General features: G+C 43.7%; 14 protein-coding genes. 6 read left to right on the forward strand and 8 right to left on the reverse strand.

The features are described 5' to 3' along the window. Positions 1-27: 27 nt before the first annotated feature. Positions 28-1,272: an imidazolonepropionase gene (gene hutI / locus SPEA_RS21875; protein ID WP_012157359.1), complete on the forward strand. Its 1,245-nt coding sequence runs from the start codon at positions 28-30 to the stop codon at positions 1,270-1,272. A gap of 377 nt (positions 1,273-1,649) precedes the next feature. Here the strand turns inward: hutI and SPEA_RS21880 are convergent, their stop codons facing one another. The 5 genes from SPEA_RS21880 to SPEA_RS21900 form a co-directional block, all read right to left on the reverse strand. Next, on the reverse strand, positions 1,650-2,309 hold the full coding sequence (locus SPEA_RS21880) for an HNH endonuclease family protein (RefSeq protein ID WP_012157360.1): 660 nt from the start codon (positions 2,307-2,309) through the stop codon (positions 1,650-1,652). Beyond that, positions 2,302-3,549 (reverse strand): AAA family ATPase, encoded by a 1,248-nt coding sequence (locus tag SPEA_RS21885; protein ID WP_012157361.1) that lies wholly within the window; start codon positions 3,547-3,549, stop codon positions 2,302-2,304. The genes SPEA_RS21880 and SPEA_RS21885 overlap by 8 nt, the downstream gene beginning before the upstream one ends. A 468-nt stretch (positions 3,550-4,017) precedes the next feature. Beyond that, positions 4,018-6,438: an ADOP family protein gene (locus SPEA_RS21890; protein WP_190272087.1), complete on the reverse strand. Its 2,421-nt coding sequence runs from the start codon at positions 6,436-6,438 to the stop codon at positions 4,018-4,020. Continuing rightward, positions 6,386-7,093 (reverse strand): ABC transporter ATP-binding protein, encoded by a 708-nt coding sequence (locus tag SPEA_RS21895; RefSeq protein ID WP_041411178.1) that lies wholly within the window; start codon positions 7,091-7,093, stop codon positions 6,386-6,388. Before SPEA_RS21895 ends, SPEA_RS21890 begins: the two co-directional genes overlap by 53 nt. Next, complete coding sequence (locus SPEA_RS21900; protein WP_012157364.1) at positions 7,086-8,357, reverse strand: efflux RND transporter periplasmic adaptor subunit; 1,272 nt, start codon at positions 8,355-8,357, stop codon at positions 7,086-7,088. Before SPEA_RS21900 ends, SPEA_RS21895 begins: the two co-directional genes overlap by 8 nt. Before the next feature lie 171 nt (positions 8,358-8,528). Here SPEA_RS21900 and SPEA_RS21905 point away from each other — a divergent pair, with 171 nt between their 5' ends. Together SPEA_RS21905 and SPEA_RS21910 are read left to right on the forward strand one after the other, a co-directional pair. Next, entirely contained in the window at positions 8,529-9,002 is a 474-nt protein-coding gene (locus SPEA_RS21905) for a hypothetical protein (protein ID WP_012157365.1), read from the forward strand. A 234-nt stretch (positions 9,003-9,236) separates the two neighbouring features. After that, a complete protein-coding gene (locus SPEA_RS21910) occupies positions 9,237-10,286 on the forward strand; it encodes a murein transglycosylase domain-containing protein (protein ID WP_012157366.1) in 1,050 nt (349 codons plus the stop codon). A 501-nt stretch (positions 10,287-10,787) separates the two neighbouring features. Here the strand turns inward: SPEA_RS21910 and SPEA_RS21915 are convergent. Then, entirely contained in the window at positions 10,788-11,999 is a 1,212-nt protein-coding gene (locus tag SPEA_RS21915; protein ID WP_012157367.1) for an alpha/beta hydrolase-fold protein, read from the reverse strand. Between the two features lie 358 nt (positions 12,000-12,357). On the opposite strand from SPEA_RS21915, the gene mtnC reads away from it, so the two are divergent. Further along, positions 12,358-13,038, forward strand: coding sequence for an acireductone synthase (gene mtnC, locus SPEA_RS21920; protein ID WP_012157368.1), 681 nt, complete (start codon positions 12,358-12,360; stop codon positions 13,036-13,038). Between the two features lie 52 nt (positions 13,039-13,090). On the opposite strand, the gene SPEA_RS21925 is transcribed toward mtnC, so the two are convergent. Then, the gene (locus tag SPEA_RS21925) at positions 13,091-14,044 is read right to left on the reverse strand and encodes a hypothetical protein (RefSeq protein WP_012157369.1); all 954 of its coding nucleotides are present in this window, start codon (positions 14,042-14,044) and stop codon (positions 13,091-13,093) included. A gap of 126 nt (positions 14,045-14,170) precedes the next feature. Next, the gene (locus tag SPEA_RS21930) at positions 14,171-14,932 is read right to left on the reverse strand and encodes a DUF4344 domain-containing metallopeptidase (protein WP_012157370.1); all 762 of its coding nucleotides are present in this window, start codon (positions 14,930-14,932) and stop codon (positions 14,171-14,173) included. Positions 14,933-15,052: 120 nt separating this feature from the next. Here SPEA_RS21930 and SPEA_RS21935 point away from each other — a divergent pair, with 120 nt between their 5' ends. Both SPEA_RS21935 and SPEA_RS21940 read left to right on the forward strand, forming a co-directional pair. Continuing rightward, entirely contained in the window at positions 15,053-15,481 is a 429-nt protein-coding gene (locus tag SPEA_RS21935) for an acyl-CoA thioesterase (protein WP_012157371.1), read from the forward strand. A gap of 80 nt (positions 15,482-15,561) precedes the next feature. Further along, entirely contained in the window at positions 15,562-15,810 is a 249-nt protein-coding gene (locus SPEA_RS21940) for a GNAT family N-acetyltransferase (protein ID WP_012157372.1), read from the forward strand. Positions 15,811-15,833: the final 23 nt, after the last annotated feature.

Consider the following 15,833-nt stretch of genomic DNA (forward strand, 5'->3'; position numbering starts at 1 on the left):
ATAAGCAACCAAAAAGAGAACCGCATCATGTCGTGGGATCAAGTCTGGATAGATATCAACATCGCTACAATGTCGCCTAATATTTCAGAGCCTTACGGCGCAATTACCGATGCCGCGCTCGCCGTTCAAGACGGTAAAATTGCCTGGGTAGGTAAACGCAGCGACCTGCCAGAATTTGATGTATTCGCCACGCCAATCTACAAGGGAAAAGGTGGCTGGATCACCCCAGGCCTTATCGATGCCCACACGCACTTAGTATTTGCGGGTAATCGTGCCAACGAGTTTGAACTGCGCCTCAATGGGGCCAGTTACGAAGAGATCGCTCGCAGTGGCGGCGGCATTATTTCCACCGTTAACGCCTGCCGTGAAGCCGACGAAGCCGAACTATTTGAGCTAGGTCGCCAGCGCCTGAACGCATTAGCAAAAGAAGGCGTCACCACGGTAGAAATCAAGTCAGGTTACGGCCTAGATATCGAAACTGAACTGAAGATTTTGCGGGTTGCCCGCGAGCTAGGAAAGCACCACCATGTCGATGTGAAAACCACCTTCTTAGGCGCCCACGCCATTCCGCCAGAATATAAAGACTCTCCCGGCAGCACAGAAAGGAGTGACGCATACGTCGACTTAGTGATCAACGAGATGTTGCCAAAGGTGATTGCAGAGAACCTAGCCGATGCCGTGGATGTGTTTTGTGAGAATATCGCCTTCAATCTTGAGCAAACCGAGCGAGTACTCAGCGCAGCAAAAGATGCAGGACTCGACATCAAGCTACACGCCGAACAGTTATCTAATATGGGCGGCTCAGCCATGGCAGCGAGGCTTGGGGCAAAGTCGGTGGATCATATCGAATACCTAGATGAAGACGGCGTAAAAGCCCTGAGCGAAAGTGGCACCTGCGCGACCATACTCCCCGGCGCGTTTTACTTTTTACGTGAAACCCAGCATCCGCCAATCGATTTACTGCGCAAATACAAGGTACCTATGGTGGTCGCCAGCGATTACAACCCCGGCTCATCACCACTTTGCTCAAGCCTATTGATGCTCAACATGGCCTGTACCTTATTGCGCTTAACCCCAGAAGAAGCGTTAGCGGGTATGACGCGCAACGCCGCCAAAGCGTTAGGGATTGAGGACCAAGTCGGCGTTATCGAAGTCGGCATGACCGCAGACTTCTGCATGTGGAATATCAGCACCCCAGCAGAGCTGGCCTACACCTATGGCGTGGCCTCATGTGTGGATGTGGTGAAGAACGGCCACCTAGTACACCAATAGTTGGGAATGCCTGAGCGATGAGGCATGTTCATCGTTTTGGTGTTTAGGGTGCCACCATTTGGCTATGGTGGCTCCAGCCTTTTTCGGCCTGCTGGCTACGGTGTTTCCAATATGGTTTCTCCGTTGCTGATAGCATCCGATGCAACTAATTGCCTGCAGCAGGCGTATGTGCAGACGCTTCTTAGGCACGCTTTACGTCGTCCCTGACCGCTCTGCGAAAACATCCATGTTTTCGAAGGCCTAAGCCGCATCTACACTGGATTAGAAAAGCACAATCTCTAGGTTTCTGTGTTCACTGATACAAACTACAGAACTAAAATTAGCCACTAAATTTACAGGTAACTCCAATTCCCCATCGGAGTTGCCGAAGTGCGGCACTAGTTGATCAAAGGTCCAAGTAATTCATTCAAGTCTTCATCATCAAGAATACACCACTTGATAAATGCTGAGTATTGAGACTTATCAGACATAAGCACTTGAATTCTCTCTAATGCATCTTCACGCTCAGCTTCTAGCGCATCCTCGGCATAATATACATTGAGCCATTTGTGAAATAATGCAAACTGCGTATTTATTTTTTTCCTCAAATAGCTTCCTGTGACAGCTTTATTAACCGTATGCTCACTGTTATAAATTTTCTCTAAAAGCTGTTCTGTTTGTATAGACCTAGCATCTTCACTCTGTCGTTTTACAACTAATTTCCTTGCACCAGGAGTTCTAGGTGGCAAAAGTTTTATCTCTCGAAACACATCCTGATCAGGGGCGCAGCAGTCTAATAGGTTGTTGAAATAATGAAGCTTTATGTTATTGCAACGCCCACAGGAAAAATACAAATTATTCCAATCGTACTTTAAATCGTCATTATTTTGATGAGCGACAAAATGTTCAACATTAATATCTTGTGGCTCTTTCGTCTCACAAAGATAACACTTCTTATGAAAAGCACGTTCAAGCGCTTTTACCACATCTTCATCTTTGTAGCTTCTTCGTGCTGCAAGTGAAGCGGGGATTTCATCTCCTCTCTCTACATTAAACATCTGTACTTTTCGCCTTAGCTTTAAGCACTGATAGTTGAGCAGACTCTAAGAAATATAATGACTCTGAATCCAACTTAGATTCATTCTGTCGCAGCTCTGAAATCAAAGACTCAACCTTGCCGATATCTAGTTGAAGTTTTGTTGCCTCTTCATTTAGCTCTTTTACTTTTGCGTTTAATAAATCTGAACTAGATGAAACTCCAAATAGCCCATCTAAGATAGATTCATACGAATACATTGATAGGTCATCAATTTGTTCGAGCTTTGATAAGTCATAAATGACAGCATCACTTACTGATGAGACAACAAATGGTGAGTGAGTAGTAACAATAAATTGAATCTTAGGAAATGACTTAGTCAGAAATGCAAATATCTTACGTTGCAATGAAACGTGCAAATGAGCATCAATTTCATCGATAAATACAACACCTTCAATTTCATCAGGCGTTATCTCGCTTAACTGAATAGTTGTAACTAAATGAGCATACACAGCAAGAATTGAAGAATAACCAGATGAAAGCTGTTGAAAACGAAAGGCTTCTTTATGATCTTGCTTTATATGAAAAGCCTGAAGCTTAGAATCAAATTTAAGCTCGAGAGTTTCATCTTCAAACAGATACCTCAAGTTATCCTGTAAAAACTCAAACCAACTTTTTACTTTAGAAGCTAATGCAGGATCATTATCGATACTCGGGGATTCAGCATAAGCTTGCACCGTTTTATAGCTCACCAGATATTGCTCAAACAATGAACCAACTGAAACCTCTTCATAACTGCTATTCACTTGCTCTACGAGTGATGAGACGCTTACCGCTGAAGTTGATTCAGTAATATTAGCTTCTCGAACAGCCTTAAATATCGTTAGTAAAGCCTTCTTAGAGTGATAATTTATAATATAGTTTTTTAAACCATTCAAAGACAACACTGGGGCTTCAAGGTCTATAAGTCTTTGTTGAGCAAGCTCTAGGTTGTACTTATTATTCTCAAAGTTACCATCACTTTCTCCGTATTGTGCGACTACCTCTGAGTAATAAGAAATATCACGATGTATATCAAGTGGATCATAGTTCTCTCGCTCTACAACTCTCTTAGTTAAATACTCAAATAAGTGATTTAGAAAGTTTGTCTTACCACAACCATTCCCACCAGTAAGAATTAAGCTCTTTCCTTGTAGATCTATATTGATGACCTTATCAGTGAAAGGTAGCTTTGTATTGATACCTTGAATATAACCCGTCATAAAATCTCACATATTTGTTATTGCATTGCACCAAGAGTACACCTTGTAAAAATCAATATAAATTAGTTATTTAAATCATCATAGAAACATAGTCCTCAAATTAACCTCCTTAATCAAAGGAAGCACCGATTTCCCCATCGGAGTTGCCGAAGTGCGTTGGAAATTCTTTATAAACCAGAGTCACGTGATGCCGACAGGGATGTCGGCATAGCTTTCGCGGGGCAGGATGCCCCATCGGAAGCGTTAGTGATTTATCCATAAGTATGAGGATCAATAACTTCGTTAGGGGCGGCTCGGGTGATGCAAGAGGGGGAAGCTGTTGTCCCCCTTTTGCCCGAGTGTGAGCTGGAAGCTCACGACTTTAGTTTTTAGACAAAGTCTAGCTTAGAGGTCAGGCGTAGCCTGATGCATTACCAATGTGGGGCGAAGCACCACGACTTTGCTCAAGCTCAGGCGAATGTGAATATCTTAACCCCGAAGTAATACACTGATGTTTTGTTTCAGTAAGCCTCTGGCTGCCCATAGGGTGATCACAACAATGAAAAGCAGGGTTAAGGCGATGCAAACAGCCCATATTAACGGTTGAAATAAAGAGACATTAACGAGTGACTGAGTATAGCTCTCTAGTAATATAAACACGCCTAAAGTCAGCAAGATAGATACCATGGCCAATAACGCGTTGGCCCATACCATTTGAGCCATTAAGGCTTCTTTTTTTCCTCCAACGGCTAGCATGATCGCCCATTTCATTTGTTCACTTTTAACGGCATAGCTAAACTTGTTATAAAGCGTAAATATGACGAGAAAAATGATCAGTAAAGCCATGGAACTTGACGTCAAAAATAGCAGTTTTCCAGCAGTATCCGTGTCTTCAATCTGCTTAACGACACTTTGCCCTTTCACATAACTCAGCTTGGGTGATAACAATAAGGCCCAGTCATTTAAGTGAGATGCTATCACCTCTTTATTGCCCCCCTTACTATAAAAAACTGGAGCAATACGACTGGAAAGGAGTGGATTTTGATCTTTAAGGCTCAAGTAAATGAGTGGTTTCGCCTCATTGGCAATACCAAAATGGGCCGTGTCACTCACAATCCCTGCTACCCGAACATGCTTTTCGTAATAAAAACCAGAAACCTTTAACGCTAAGCCCTTAACGGCTCTCCAATCATTTAGGCCTAACTCTATTGCTAACTGTGATGCCATAGAACGGTTAATCATTACCGTATTTTCGGCTAAATCACCTCGAGATAAGAGTGGAATACCTAATAAACGAAAGAAGTTATGAGAAACATATAAACCATTAATCGGCTTTTCTAGCGCAACTCCAGATTCCGATTGATATTTTAATGATGGCGCACCTAATTGAGTGAACGGAGCTGAAGATAATGCGATGGGTGAACCATCGACTCGCCATTCACCATCGAGCTGCTCAGAGGTCAACATTACACTTAAACGACCATCCACTTTAGGTTTGTAACTGGTAACGTCTTTGGCGATAACCACTGACGAATATTTCTGTAACTCTTGATACATGAGGCTTAACGATACCAGCAAAACACCAGTAATAACCGCCAGTTGCAACACCAATACTAGTTGCCTAACACCTTGCTGCATCTTGGTCATATGACCCTGCTTGCCTCGAGAGAAAAGTTTATTGATTGAGCCACTAAGAGGAAACAAGGCACAACAAATGAATAACCAAAGCGAGCAAGAAACAGCGACCAACCAAAGCCAAAAATTAAACTTAACTCCTTCGACAAAGTATTCTTGATACACACCAATTGTGCCAACATAGTGGGTGACAATCAGCCCGAGTAAAGGGCTAAGCCCTCCGACTAAGACTAGAGCGGGGATGTTCTCTCTCAATAGCTGGCCCATGAGCCCACGCCTGCAACCACCTAAAGCCAACTTCAGACTCATTTCAGCACTGCGCGTTATGCCTTGCTGTGTGTAGGCGGAGACAATGCCGCTAAAAATAATAAAGCCGAAACCAACGAGTAGAAGAAGGAGTATCCACGCCTGCCTTTGCAAAATATCACGGCCATTAGGGTTGAGCTCCACCCCACTAATCAACCAAGGATGATAATAATTGTCAGAAAACCCGCTATCAGGCCAAGGAGTCTGTTGTCTTAAATTGATATATGCATCTTGAAGTGACTCAACATTCGCTTGCTCACTTAATTGTGCAAAGCCGTAGCGGTTACTTCTAGTCTTTAAATAAGGCTCCGGATTATCAACAAACATATCCGGAACCCCAAGCTGCAAATAAGTATCAGGGAGCCAAATATCAACACTAACGTCACCCAAGCGCAGCATAGTTTGCGGCGCAATACCGGCAATAAGAAAAGCGCTATCTCGATAATATAAGCGACTTTCTTTTAATGAAGAGTTTGATTCTAAATGTTGTTGCCAAAATCGCTGTGACACTATGCCTTTTCTCGACTCAAAGTTTTGCATCGAAAATGGTGCGGCTAACCCGAGTAGTTCGATAGTATTTTGTGAATAGAAACCAATAGTTACCCTTGGCAACTCCTTTAGTCCTATTGTCACTAAGCTGGATTGAATCGCTATACTCGCGACACTTTCTACACCTGTAAGCCTCTGCACTAAATCAATATCATAGCCAGAAGTCGGTTGTAGATTGCCACTAAGGTCTTTACTAGCAATGGTGATCATAGATTGCTGATTGCCTACCCACAGTGGGCGATCGCTACTCAACAGCCAAAATAGGTTAACCACCAAACCGATTAAGCAGCAAAATAGACAGAGGCTGACAACTAACAAGCACCAGAACCCACGCTGACCTTGCCACTTACGCCAACCATAAATCACATCAAACAGCATGTTTAAACTCCAGAGGCGAAACTGCGGCAATTTCTCCATCATGAATTTTGTACGCTTTTTGGCAATAGGCTGCGACGGCTGGATCATGGGTAATAATCAGTACCGTCTTACCCTCTTGGTGCAAAGTACTCAGTAACTCCATCACGTTATTTGAATTACTCGAGTCTAAGTTTCCTGTTGGCTCATCACATAAAATAATGTCAGGTTGACAGATTAGCGCTCTGGCAATTGCCACCCTCTGCTGCTGTCCACCGGAAAGTTCTGCTGGGTAAAAAGCGGTTTTCTCTCTTAGACCCACTTCATCTAATACTTGGTTAATCTTTGCCTCATAGTCCGCTTGCTTAATTGATGAGTTAAAACGCAATGGAACCGATAAATTCTCGGCAACCGTCATATCGGCAATCAAATTAAAATTCTGAAATACCCAACCAATATGACTGTTTCGAAGTTGACTCATTTGGTAAGCAGAGAAGCTGCTTACGTCCTGTCCACAAAGATGATAGTGACCCGAATCAGCCGTATCTAGTAAGCCCATTATGGATAACAAGGTCGACTTCCCGCTGCCAGACTGACCTAAAATAGCGACCATCTCGCCGCTATATACCGAAAAATTCACCTGCTTCAAAACATGATTGCTGCCAGCGCCATTAATAAACGATTTATTTAAATCGGTCAGACTGATTACACAGTTATTCATAAACATCTTCCGTCATAATTTGAGAAGAATTGACCAGATGTTTAGGGACATTGAGTAAAACTGTGTCCCCAAGATAGAGGCCATCTAACACTTGCATCTGATCGCCAGCAATATCACCGACCAATACATGACGACGCTGGAAGTGGGAATGGGTCTGATCGAGCACGAACATAGGGTACTCACGATGAGCGCGAACAACCCCGACAGGTCTATCGACGACAAGCGTATTGTGATGCTCAGCAATATCAACCCGTGCGGTCACATCGATATTAGGTCTAACCGCTGCAGGCAAATCACCACTAAAACTAATATCAATTTCAACGCTACCATTATTCACCGTTGGGTCGACACGAGAAACCAGCCCCTTTATTTCCACTCCCTTAAACTGAACCTGAGCCACTAAACTTGGACTGACATATTCAGCATCGGCAGCGGTAATATTGATACGGGCATAATAAGATGAAAGATCCGCGATCATGCCCACCGCTCGTCCCTCTTCAACATGGCGACCTATCTCGAGTTCATCGGCTAACTCCGTCAACATACCTGCCATGCTCGCACGAACATCAAGCTGCTCAACCTCCGATAGCAACAGCTCTTGCTGCTTAATGGCTTTCTCCAAACGATACCGAGTGGAGTCCTCAATGGCTTTGCGTGTTTTCTTTAGGGTCTGAAAACGACTCAACTCCATCTGTAGCATGGCATCTTCCTGTTCCCAGGCAACCAGTGCTTTATGCAAGTCTAAGGTCGAGATAACTTGGTTATCTTTTAGTTTTTTATGGGCAATCAACTCGGCATCCGCTAGGGCGAGTCTTACTTTTGCAAGCCGGATTTTGCCTCGTTGATCCTCTAATTCTTGGGCTGACTCCGCCATGACCCTTTGCTGATTTGCCTGCTCTTCTAATAAGGCCAGCTCACTGGTTTCAAGCAAGCGAAGTAATTTAGGATTATTAAGGCTTAAGATGATTTCGCCTTCTTCTACCAAGTTTCCGGGCTTTTTAAACACCTCAACAATGTGGCCACCACTGAGCGCATTGATACCACGCTGAGTTCTTGGAACAAACTTGCCATAACCCGAAATGGTAATATTTAGGGAAGCATTTTTGACGCTTGAAACGAGGGAATCACTATTGGCGTGATTAGAAGAGAAGGCCTGACGGCTCGCTAAAGAAATAATAAAAATCGCGCAGGTAATTCCAATAACGATAAATAAAAACCAGCTTGTTTTATTTAACCGACTCCTATCCTTAGGGATATCGAACATAATCAAATTCCATTTAATTTTGTTATCAGCTCCCAACAATACGGAATAACCAATAAAAAAACAACACAACAACAAGCTCTTGACAGCATGCTCGCAACATCGCTAGTTTAGAAAATGGAGATAGGGATGTACTCCAAAATATTATTAAACCAAATAATTCAAGGATGAAACGTGCGTATTATATTTCTATTCATTTTTATACTTATCTCTACCGGCGTAAACGCGAGCTCTCCCCAACTAACAACTATTGGTCAGCATAACAAATCCATTATTTTGGAAACGGTATCTCCGGATCAAAAACACAAATTTCCAGCACTCTATATTTACGATACCGAGCAACAACAATTTCTAAGCAAACAAGACGCTGCCGCCTATCTACAAACATTAGATGCAAGTCCTCTTTTGCCAGAGCTTGCTAGCCAATGGACTAAAAGCACCGAACAGTTCTCAACCAACAACAACGCGCTAGCCAAATCACTACCTATGTTGCAATTAGATAGAACCTATTTAATCTTGTACGATAATCTGCCGGCTCCCATGCTAACGCAGCTCAAATCGATGGACCCTGAGTTAGAGCTCAAAGACGCCCTGCTTAGAAAGGTGTTAAGCCAATTAACCAGCGCTAGAAGCTATACCACCTATTAAGCTCATATAAGGCTTATCACTTTCAAGCTCATCATTATTTATTGCTAGCGTTACTGGTAGTGTTAGTGATGTTGTTATTGATAAGCCTTAAACGCATACTTCTGCCGCTTTGCTAGAGGTTGCTCACCGATAAAATCAAAACTTAGACACAAGCTAACAATCCAGCCATTTCACCTGAATAAATTCTGCTTACCCATGTATAATCAAGCCACAAAAACTCTAACCCACTGATAAATGTCTAAATACCTATCCCAGCTACTGATACTCGTGCTCAGCGTAATCGCTATAACCATAGCGAATGTCGCTAACGCTAACAGTAGTGAATTAGACCTGAGTGACTACGATGCCGATGTAGCGGCATTGCTACTGGAATATCAGGGGCAAGACTCCTACTCACGACCAATAGTGCCATCGGTGTTGGTGTATAAAGAAACCGAGCAGGCTTCAACTTATGTCGACTTTAAACGGGGTTTGATCTTGGTGGAAACCCGCACTAAAGCGCAGCTTAAAGAGGCTGTGGTGCAAGTACTGTTAACCCAGATAGATCCTACTATTATCGACGCGCAAACTGCAGAGGACTTTGGTTTAATCAGCAAAAAGAAGAAGCCATTCTTCTGGGGGCAAGTGCTCGACAGAGACGGCAAGGCGATTGAGTTTGAATGGCGCGCATCTCGCTATGCCGACGGCTTGGTCGCGAAAAGCAAACGAGTGAACTCGCGCTTTCAAGTAGCCATTCACATGGTGAAAGAGCACACCACCATTGCCGGTAATAAGTATATAAACTACGCCCGTAGCGCTAGCCGTAAACACGGCATCAGTACCGATCTCATCATGGCGATTATCGAGACTGAGAGCTCGTTTAACCCACTGGCACGCTCACGTTCTAATGCTCTAGGCTTGATGCAGATTAAGGCTAATACCGCCGGGCGAGATTATTTCAACTTAATCCAGGGCTATAAACACACGCCGTCATCGGCCTACCTTTATGATCCGGCCAAAAATATTGAGGTGGGCACTGGCTATCTAAAGATACTTTCAAGCCGCTACCTTAAAGGGATCACCCACCCTAAGAAGCGTGAGTATGCGGTGATCTCAAGTTATAACGGCGGCGCAGGAAACCTGTGGAAAAGCTTAGATCCGCGCGGTAATCGCACCAAGGCCTTAGCGCGAATTAATAAGATGACGGTCAGTGAGTTTTACTGGTTTTTAACCCACCGCCATAACCGCGAAGAAACCCGTAACTACTTAAAAAAAGTCAGTAGTCGACAGAAGAAATACCTGTAACGGCATCTAATACCAATTAGTATAAGAAGTTGATCTACTCAGAGCGATTTTGGCAAACTAATTCAAGGCGAATAACTGAAAGAATGGTTGCTCCCTTGTGAAGTTATTCAACGCAGAAGTAGGCAGCCAAAAACGCTCCAGAATGGCGAGTTTTAGCGGCTCTGATACTGCGTTAACAAGCTTGAACGTAGAATCACTATGCTCTTCACTCGTTGCCTTGTCTCAGTGCCGCTAAATTCTCGCTGAGCGACCAAATCTTTATACTAATTGGTATAAAGATCACTACAGCGCTAGCCACAAGGCTAGCATTTTAGTTTGCGAGAAATAAACACTAAAGCTTGCTCTTCTGCTTAACCATCACAACCGCGAAGAAACCCGTAGCCAATTGAAAAATCACCCGAAAAAGGTCAGTAGTAGGCAGAAGAAGTACCTGTAGCAGCACCTGAATATAAGCAAAACGATAGCCACAAGACTATCGTTTTACCTTGCAGCCAAGACGAACTAAAGCTTGCTCAGCTCCTTATACTTGGCCAATTTGTTAGTGTACTTATTTTGATAAAAAGGGTGATCGGTAATATCTAGCGCCAAAGCCTGATATTTTATTGCCAACTCTATTTCTCCCTGCTTCGCGTAGGCGTTAGCAACCGCATCATAGGCTGTATAAGCTTTGGCATCGTCACTAATCGCAACCTTGTACACCTCGACAGCCTTACTTGGCTCAGTTTCAAGATAGGAATCACCTAGCTTAATCAATGAGCTGGTTGCGGGCACTTTAAAGCCGTACTTCTGCTCAGATAAAAATTGATAGTGCGCCAAAATAGCTTGCGGGCCTTGCTTAGCAATCTCTGAGTCTGCGGCTAACACTCGATGATAATCATCGAACAGCGCTTCAATAGCATAAGCCGCTGCCAGTACAGGTTGAGTCATATAGTAACTGCCATCGAAACGCTTTATCTGGTAGTCCAGAGTCTGATTGGCATTAGCTTTTACAATGGACTCCACCTGGGCAAACGACGCGAGTTGTCGCTGTTCAAAGCCACTGTCGCTGGTACTCATAAATAAGAATCGCGGCTTGCCCTGCATGGCTGCGAGCTTTTTAGGGGCATCTTTAATCACATAAGCAAAATCTTTGCTCAGCACAGGACTTGCCACAAAGTAGGCGTTAAACAGACTAGGACGATTAATCAGAGTGTAAAGCCCAAGGCCTGCATTACCGGTAAAGCCATTTAAGATACGAAAGCCATTGGTGCGGTAGGTTTTATCAATCGCAGGCAGCAGATCTTGCTCAAGGTAATCTAACAATTGTTGATTGCCCGGCTTTTCAATGGCTAATGTTTTTAACTCTCCCAAGCCTTGATGTCCATCTGGCGCGGTAACAATAATGGTCTCGAGCCAAGGCCAATCACCGTTATGACTCATCCAGTCATGCATGCCTGCGAGTAAAGCTTGGCTTCTTGGATGAAAATCAAACAACACCACATAGCTCTTGTTTGGTTTTTTGCCATAGCTGGCAGGGAGCGTCACCTTAAACTCAGCGGTCTCTATCGAGTCAGAAGTAATGGTTAATGACTCTAGCGTTAAACCCATCACCTTAGCTTTAGTCGCCGCCTTAGCATCCGCCTCTTTTGCGCTGGCATGACTACTAACTAAACCCAAACTCAAACTTAAAGCCAAGCTTAAAACCAAGTAAGTCATCACATGTGTTCTAATCATCTATCTCTCCCTGAATGTTATCCCTTTAACCCTTGAGCCTAGCCATATGCTACATACAGGCATCAATTAGTTAAGCAAGTTATGAACTTAACAGCAGAGTAAAAATAGAACAACTCTAAAACCAGCCAATAACCCAGCCAGATAGCCGCAAGGCAGGCATGGCTTTAATCAATAACTATCAATAACTCTGGCTCGAGCATTAATATCGAGGGCAAAGCATCACCAAACCGATAAAACGGTAAATTTAGTACAAACTGAGATGCAATTACACTAGCCAAAGCAGGCAATTCAGCTTAGGATCTGAGCAATAAATCGATCTCGAATACAAGTAATCCACATTGCGGAGTAACCAAACATTATGGGTATCAGAGCCATCGTCGTTGATACAGCCGGTACGACTACCGACCTTAACTTTATTGAGGATGTACTTTTTCCTTATTCAGCTAAGGCCTTACCCGCTTTTCTTGAAGAAAATCAAAATAATGTACTCGTAGACAACTGCATTTGCGATGTGCAAGATATTGCCCTCGAGCCAGATGCCAGCCTTGCTCGCGTGACTGAAATTTTACTGCAGTGGATTGAAGAAGATCGCAAAGCCACACCACTGAAGACCATCCAAGGTTTGATCTGGAAACAGGGCTATGCCAATGGCGAGTTTACCGGGCATATCTTCCCTGACTTTATCGAAGCACTCGATGGCTACAAGCAACAAGGTCTGCGGGTTTATAGCTTCTCTTCAGGTTCTGTTGAGGCGCAAAAACTGTTGTTTAGCCACAGCGATGCAGGCGATCTAAACGATAAGTTTAATGGCCACTTCGACACTCGCACCGGTAACAAGCGTTTCAAACAGGCTTACAGCAATATCGTCAACACCATCAGCCTAAGCCCGAAGCAGATCCTATTTGTTTCTGATGTGCTAGAAGAGCTAAAAGCGGCCAACGAAGCTGGATTACATGTGGTACAGATGGTTCGCGATGACAGTCAGCGTACTGGCGATTTTAAAACCATTGCTAGCTTTGACGAGCTAAAGATAGATTAAGTTAATGCTAAGTAACAAAAGGGCCTTAAAGGCTCTTTTGTTACTTTTGCTGTCAACTGTCGCTTGGAAAAGCGGGCGAGATACACTTTTTAACCTCGAAACGAAAACCATCGTTCAGTGTCTTATCGCGATATATTTCGATCAGTTCATAGTCGTTTAATTCAACCACTCTTGAATCGGGATCCTTCTGGCAGCGAGACTTACTGTCAGCTTCAAACTCAAATGCAAAAAGCGCAATCATCTGCCGCACAAATGCTTGGTACTCATACCGCGTTTGCAAATACTCATCTGTCATCCCCTTTAGCTCTGCATCCTCGGCGCTTATAGTGGTCGTCGTCGGTACCAAGCCAGCAGTGATATCGCTAGTGATAGTTTGTTGTGACTGTTCGACTCCAAGCTCTGGCAATACATATAAAACAAGGTGAGCGAACAAGCCAGTTGCCAACATCAAACGCAATAGCCAAGTGAGTTTTTGAAAATGAACATTTTGAGTCAACTTAGGCAGTTTAATGCCTAATGGCGCGAGCATTAAAGCAAGTATTAAATAGAAAGGCACCAGCAACTGCGCGGCGAGAATAACCAGGGCGGTGATAAACACAAACCACACAGGGACATACAGTAAAATCGCCAAATTATGAGTATAGGCAACATTCGTGGCAGACACCCCAATCACATCATTGACGACCCCAGCAGCCCAACCCAACGCAAAGTTAGCCACTAAGGCATAAAACAGCAACAGCACAGCTTTACCAACTAAGCTATGCCAAATTCGCTCAAAAATAGGTAACAGCTCTATCGTTAACGCCAACACAGTTAACACTACAACCCAACTAAATGAGTCCGCAAAAATTGCAATCAATCCCGCTAACACATATAGGTATTGCGCAAAAGTCAGTACTGACAGCTTTTGCCCTAAGCCTGAAATTCTCTTTTGGTAGAAGCCCTTAACCGAAGATATTATGACTTGCAAAGCTGCGGGAATTGTTATTATTTTTGTTGCCGTCATAAAAAACTGGCCTCACTCATTATTAATCGCACAAGAAGCGACCACCATAAACGTTTGCTAACAATTTACCAACATTTCCGATTGCTATAAGTAAAAACGCTTAGTATTTGCCAACTTTCAAGTGCATTATTTTGCTAAATAGCGGCTTTTTAACCTCTCCCAATTATCATTTTGACGAGCGTACTCCTGTTCACACATCGCCCCTCTTTCTGTGGCTTGTTCTGCGTCTTGTTCAGAGCCTGCTAGCAGACTTGCATATTTGTCAGGATCGCTGCCATAAATTAAGCACACAGTTGCGTGGTAACGCTGGGCGTCTAGGCTATGTTCATCACTAAAGTCATCTTCAACCAGTTCATCAATGTCTTCATCTTCAAGGGCAAACAGATCTGCGGCACTTAGCGCGATTTCGGCGCCGTCTTCGAACGCGTTTATCAATAACAATGTGGCTAAGGTGTCGACAGCATCCTCTTCACGGCCCAGCACTATCACTTCATTGGCATAGATATAAGCATGGCCATACTCATGCCCTAGGGTATGTAAAATCGCATCTTGAGTTGCGGTTTTCGGTGTTACGCCAGTTTTTTGATATTCATCTTTAGTAAAGCGACTAAGCACCTCAGTGACGAAGTGATAAGGAATTTGAATTTGCATTAACTCAGGGGCAAACAAGGGGCCGTCTTGCGCGCCATAAACCAAGGTTAAATCTTGCTGCATAGGCAGAGCCAGAAATAGTTGCTGCAACTGTGGCTCAATGCTTTTAATTAATCGATATGCCCGAAGCTCTTGGCGTGTTTCTGCTTCAATAAACTGACTTATTATTGCGGCTTGAGCTGTTTGCCCAATGCATAACATCAAGCCTGCGATTAGCAGCTTTACCATTCTGTGCATATTTCGCCCCCTCCTTGTTGCTAGATAAACATACTGTTATGCTGGCTAAAAGTTAAACAGCCGTTTAAATACATGTTTAAGCAACCACAGTAATCAATTAGAGAACAACTAGGGATCATTATGGACAAGTTTCTCGAGCAATACCCAATCAATACTCAAATTGCAGTGGCTTGGGGAGAAATGGATGCCCTGCAACACGTCAACAATGTGGTTTATTTCCGCTATTTTGAAACTGCCCGAATCGACTTTTTCAATCAGATTAACCTGCTCGACGATCTACAAACCACATCTATTGGCCCGGTGATAAGCGAAAACCAAGCACGCTACAAGCGCCCAGTTACCTTTCCCGACACCTTAGTGGTAGGCGTAAGCATAAGTGACATTAAAGATGACCGGTTTATGATGCATTACAGTGTCTATAGCCATAGTCAGCAGGCCTTGACGACACTTGGCTCGTCGCAGGTGGTGATGTTTAACTTTAAAACCGGACAGAAAGCCAAGCTAACACCTGAGTTAATCGATGCCTTAAAAACTTATGAGCAGGCTTAGAGTCATAGCGCTCAAGTAATCCAAGGCGCAATTAAACCAAGGCCCAAAGCAACTGAGTTGCATACAGGAGAGCCACCAAGATGACTGAAGTGATTCATCTAGCCGATGAAAGCCGTTTCGTGATTAACCAAGATGGAGCTCAGGCTGTATTGGCCTATGAGCTTTATGATGCTAGCTGTAACTTCAACAATACCTATGTCCCGCCAGAACTACGTAGCAAAGGTTTAGCCGAAAAGTTGGTGCGTCATGGGCTAAAGTGGGCCAAAACAGAGGGCTTTGAAATTGAAGCGAGCTGCTGGTATGTGCAGAAGTTTTTAAGCAACACCTAACAGCTCATGCGATAGCATATTGG

Source organism: Shewanella pealeana ATCC 700345 (assembly GCF_000018285.1).
Lineage (GTDB): Bacteria > Pseudomonadota > Gammaproteobacteria > Enterobacterales > Shewanellaceae > Shewanella > Shewanella pealeana.

What these genes read in the sequence shown, in the direction of transcription:
- hutI (WP_012157359.1), top strand. Translation starts at nt 28, where the DNA reads ATGTCGTGGGATCAAGTCTGGATAGATATCAACATCGCTACAATGTCG.
- SPEA_RS21880 (WP_012157360.1), bottom strand. Translation starts at nt 2,309, where the DNA reads ATGTTTAATGTAGAGAGAGGAGATGAAATCCCCGCTTCACTTGCAGCA.
- SPEA_RS21885 (WP_012157361.1), bottom strand. Translation starts at nt 3,549, where the DNA reads ATGACGGGTTATATTCAAGGTATCAATACAAAGCTACCTTTCACTGAT.
- SPEA_RS21890 (WP_190272087.1), bottom strand. Translation starts at nt 6,438, where the DNA reads ATGATGGAGAAATTGCCGCAGTTTCGCCTCTGGAGTTTAAACATGCTG.
- SPEA_RS21895 (WP_041411178.1), bottom strand. Translation starts at nt 7,093, where the DNA reads ATGAATAACTGTGTAATCAGTCTGACCGATTTAAATAAATCGTTTATT.
- SPEA_RS21900 (WP_012157364.1), bottom strand. Translation starts at nt 8,357, where the DNA reads ATGTTCGATATCCCTAAGGATAGGAGTCGGTTAAATAAAACAAGCTGG.
- SPEA_RS21910 (WP_012157366.1), top strand. Translation starts at nt 9,237, where the DNA reads ATGTCTAAATACCTATCCCAGCTACTGATACTCGTGCTCAGCGTAATC.
- SPEA_RS21915 (WP_012157367.1), bottom strand. Translation starts at nt 11,999, where the DNA reads ATGATTAGAACACATGTGATGACTTACTTGGTTTTAAGCTTGGCTTTA.
- mtnC (WP_012157368.1), top strand. Translation starts at nt 12,358, where the DNA reads ATGGGTATCAGAGCCATCGTCGTTGATACAGCCGGTACGACTACCGAC.
- SPEA_RS21925 (WP_012157369.1), bottom strand. Translation starts at nt 14,044, where the DNA reads ATGACGGCAACAAAAATAATAACAATTCCCGCAGCTTTGCAAGTCATA.
- SPEA_RS21930 (WP_012157370.1), bottom strand. Translation starts at nt 14,932, where the DNA reads ATGCACAGAATGGTAAAGCTGCTAATCGCAGGCTTGATGTTATGCATT.
- SPEA_RS21935 (WP_012157371.1), top strand. Translation starts at nt 15,053, where the DNA reads ATGGACAAGTTTCTCGAGCAATACCCAATCAATACTCAAATTGCAGTG.
- SPEA_RS21940 (WP_012157372.1), top strand. Translation starts at nt 15,562, where the DNA reads ATGACTGAAGTGATTCATCTAGCCGATGAAAGCCGTTTCGTGATTAAC.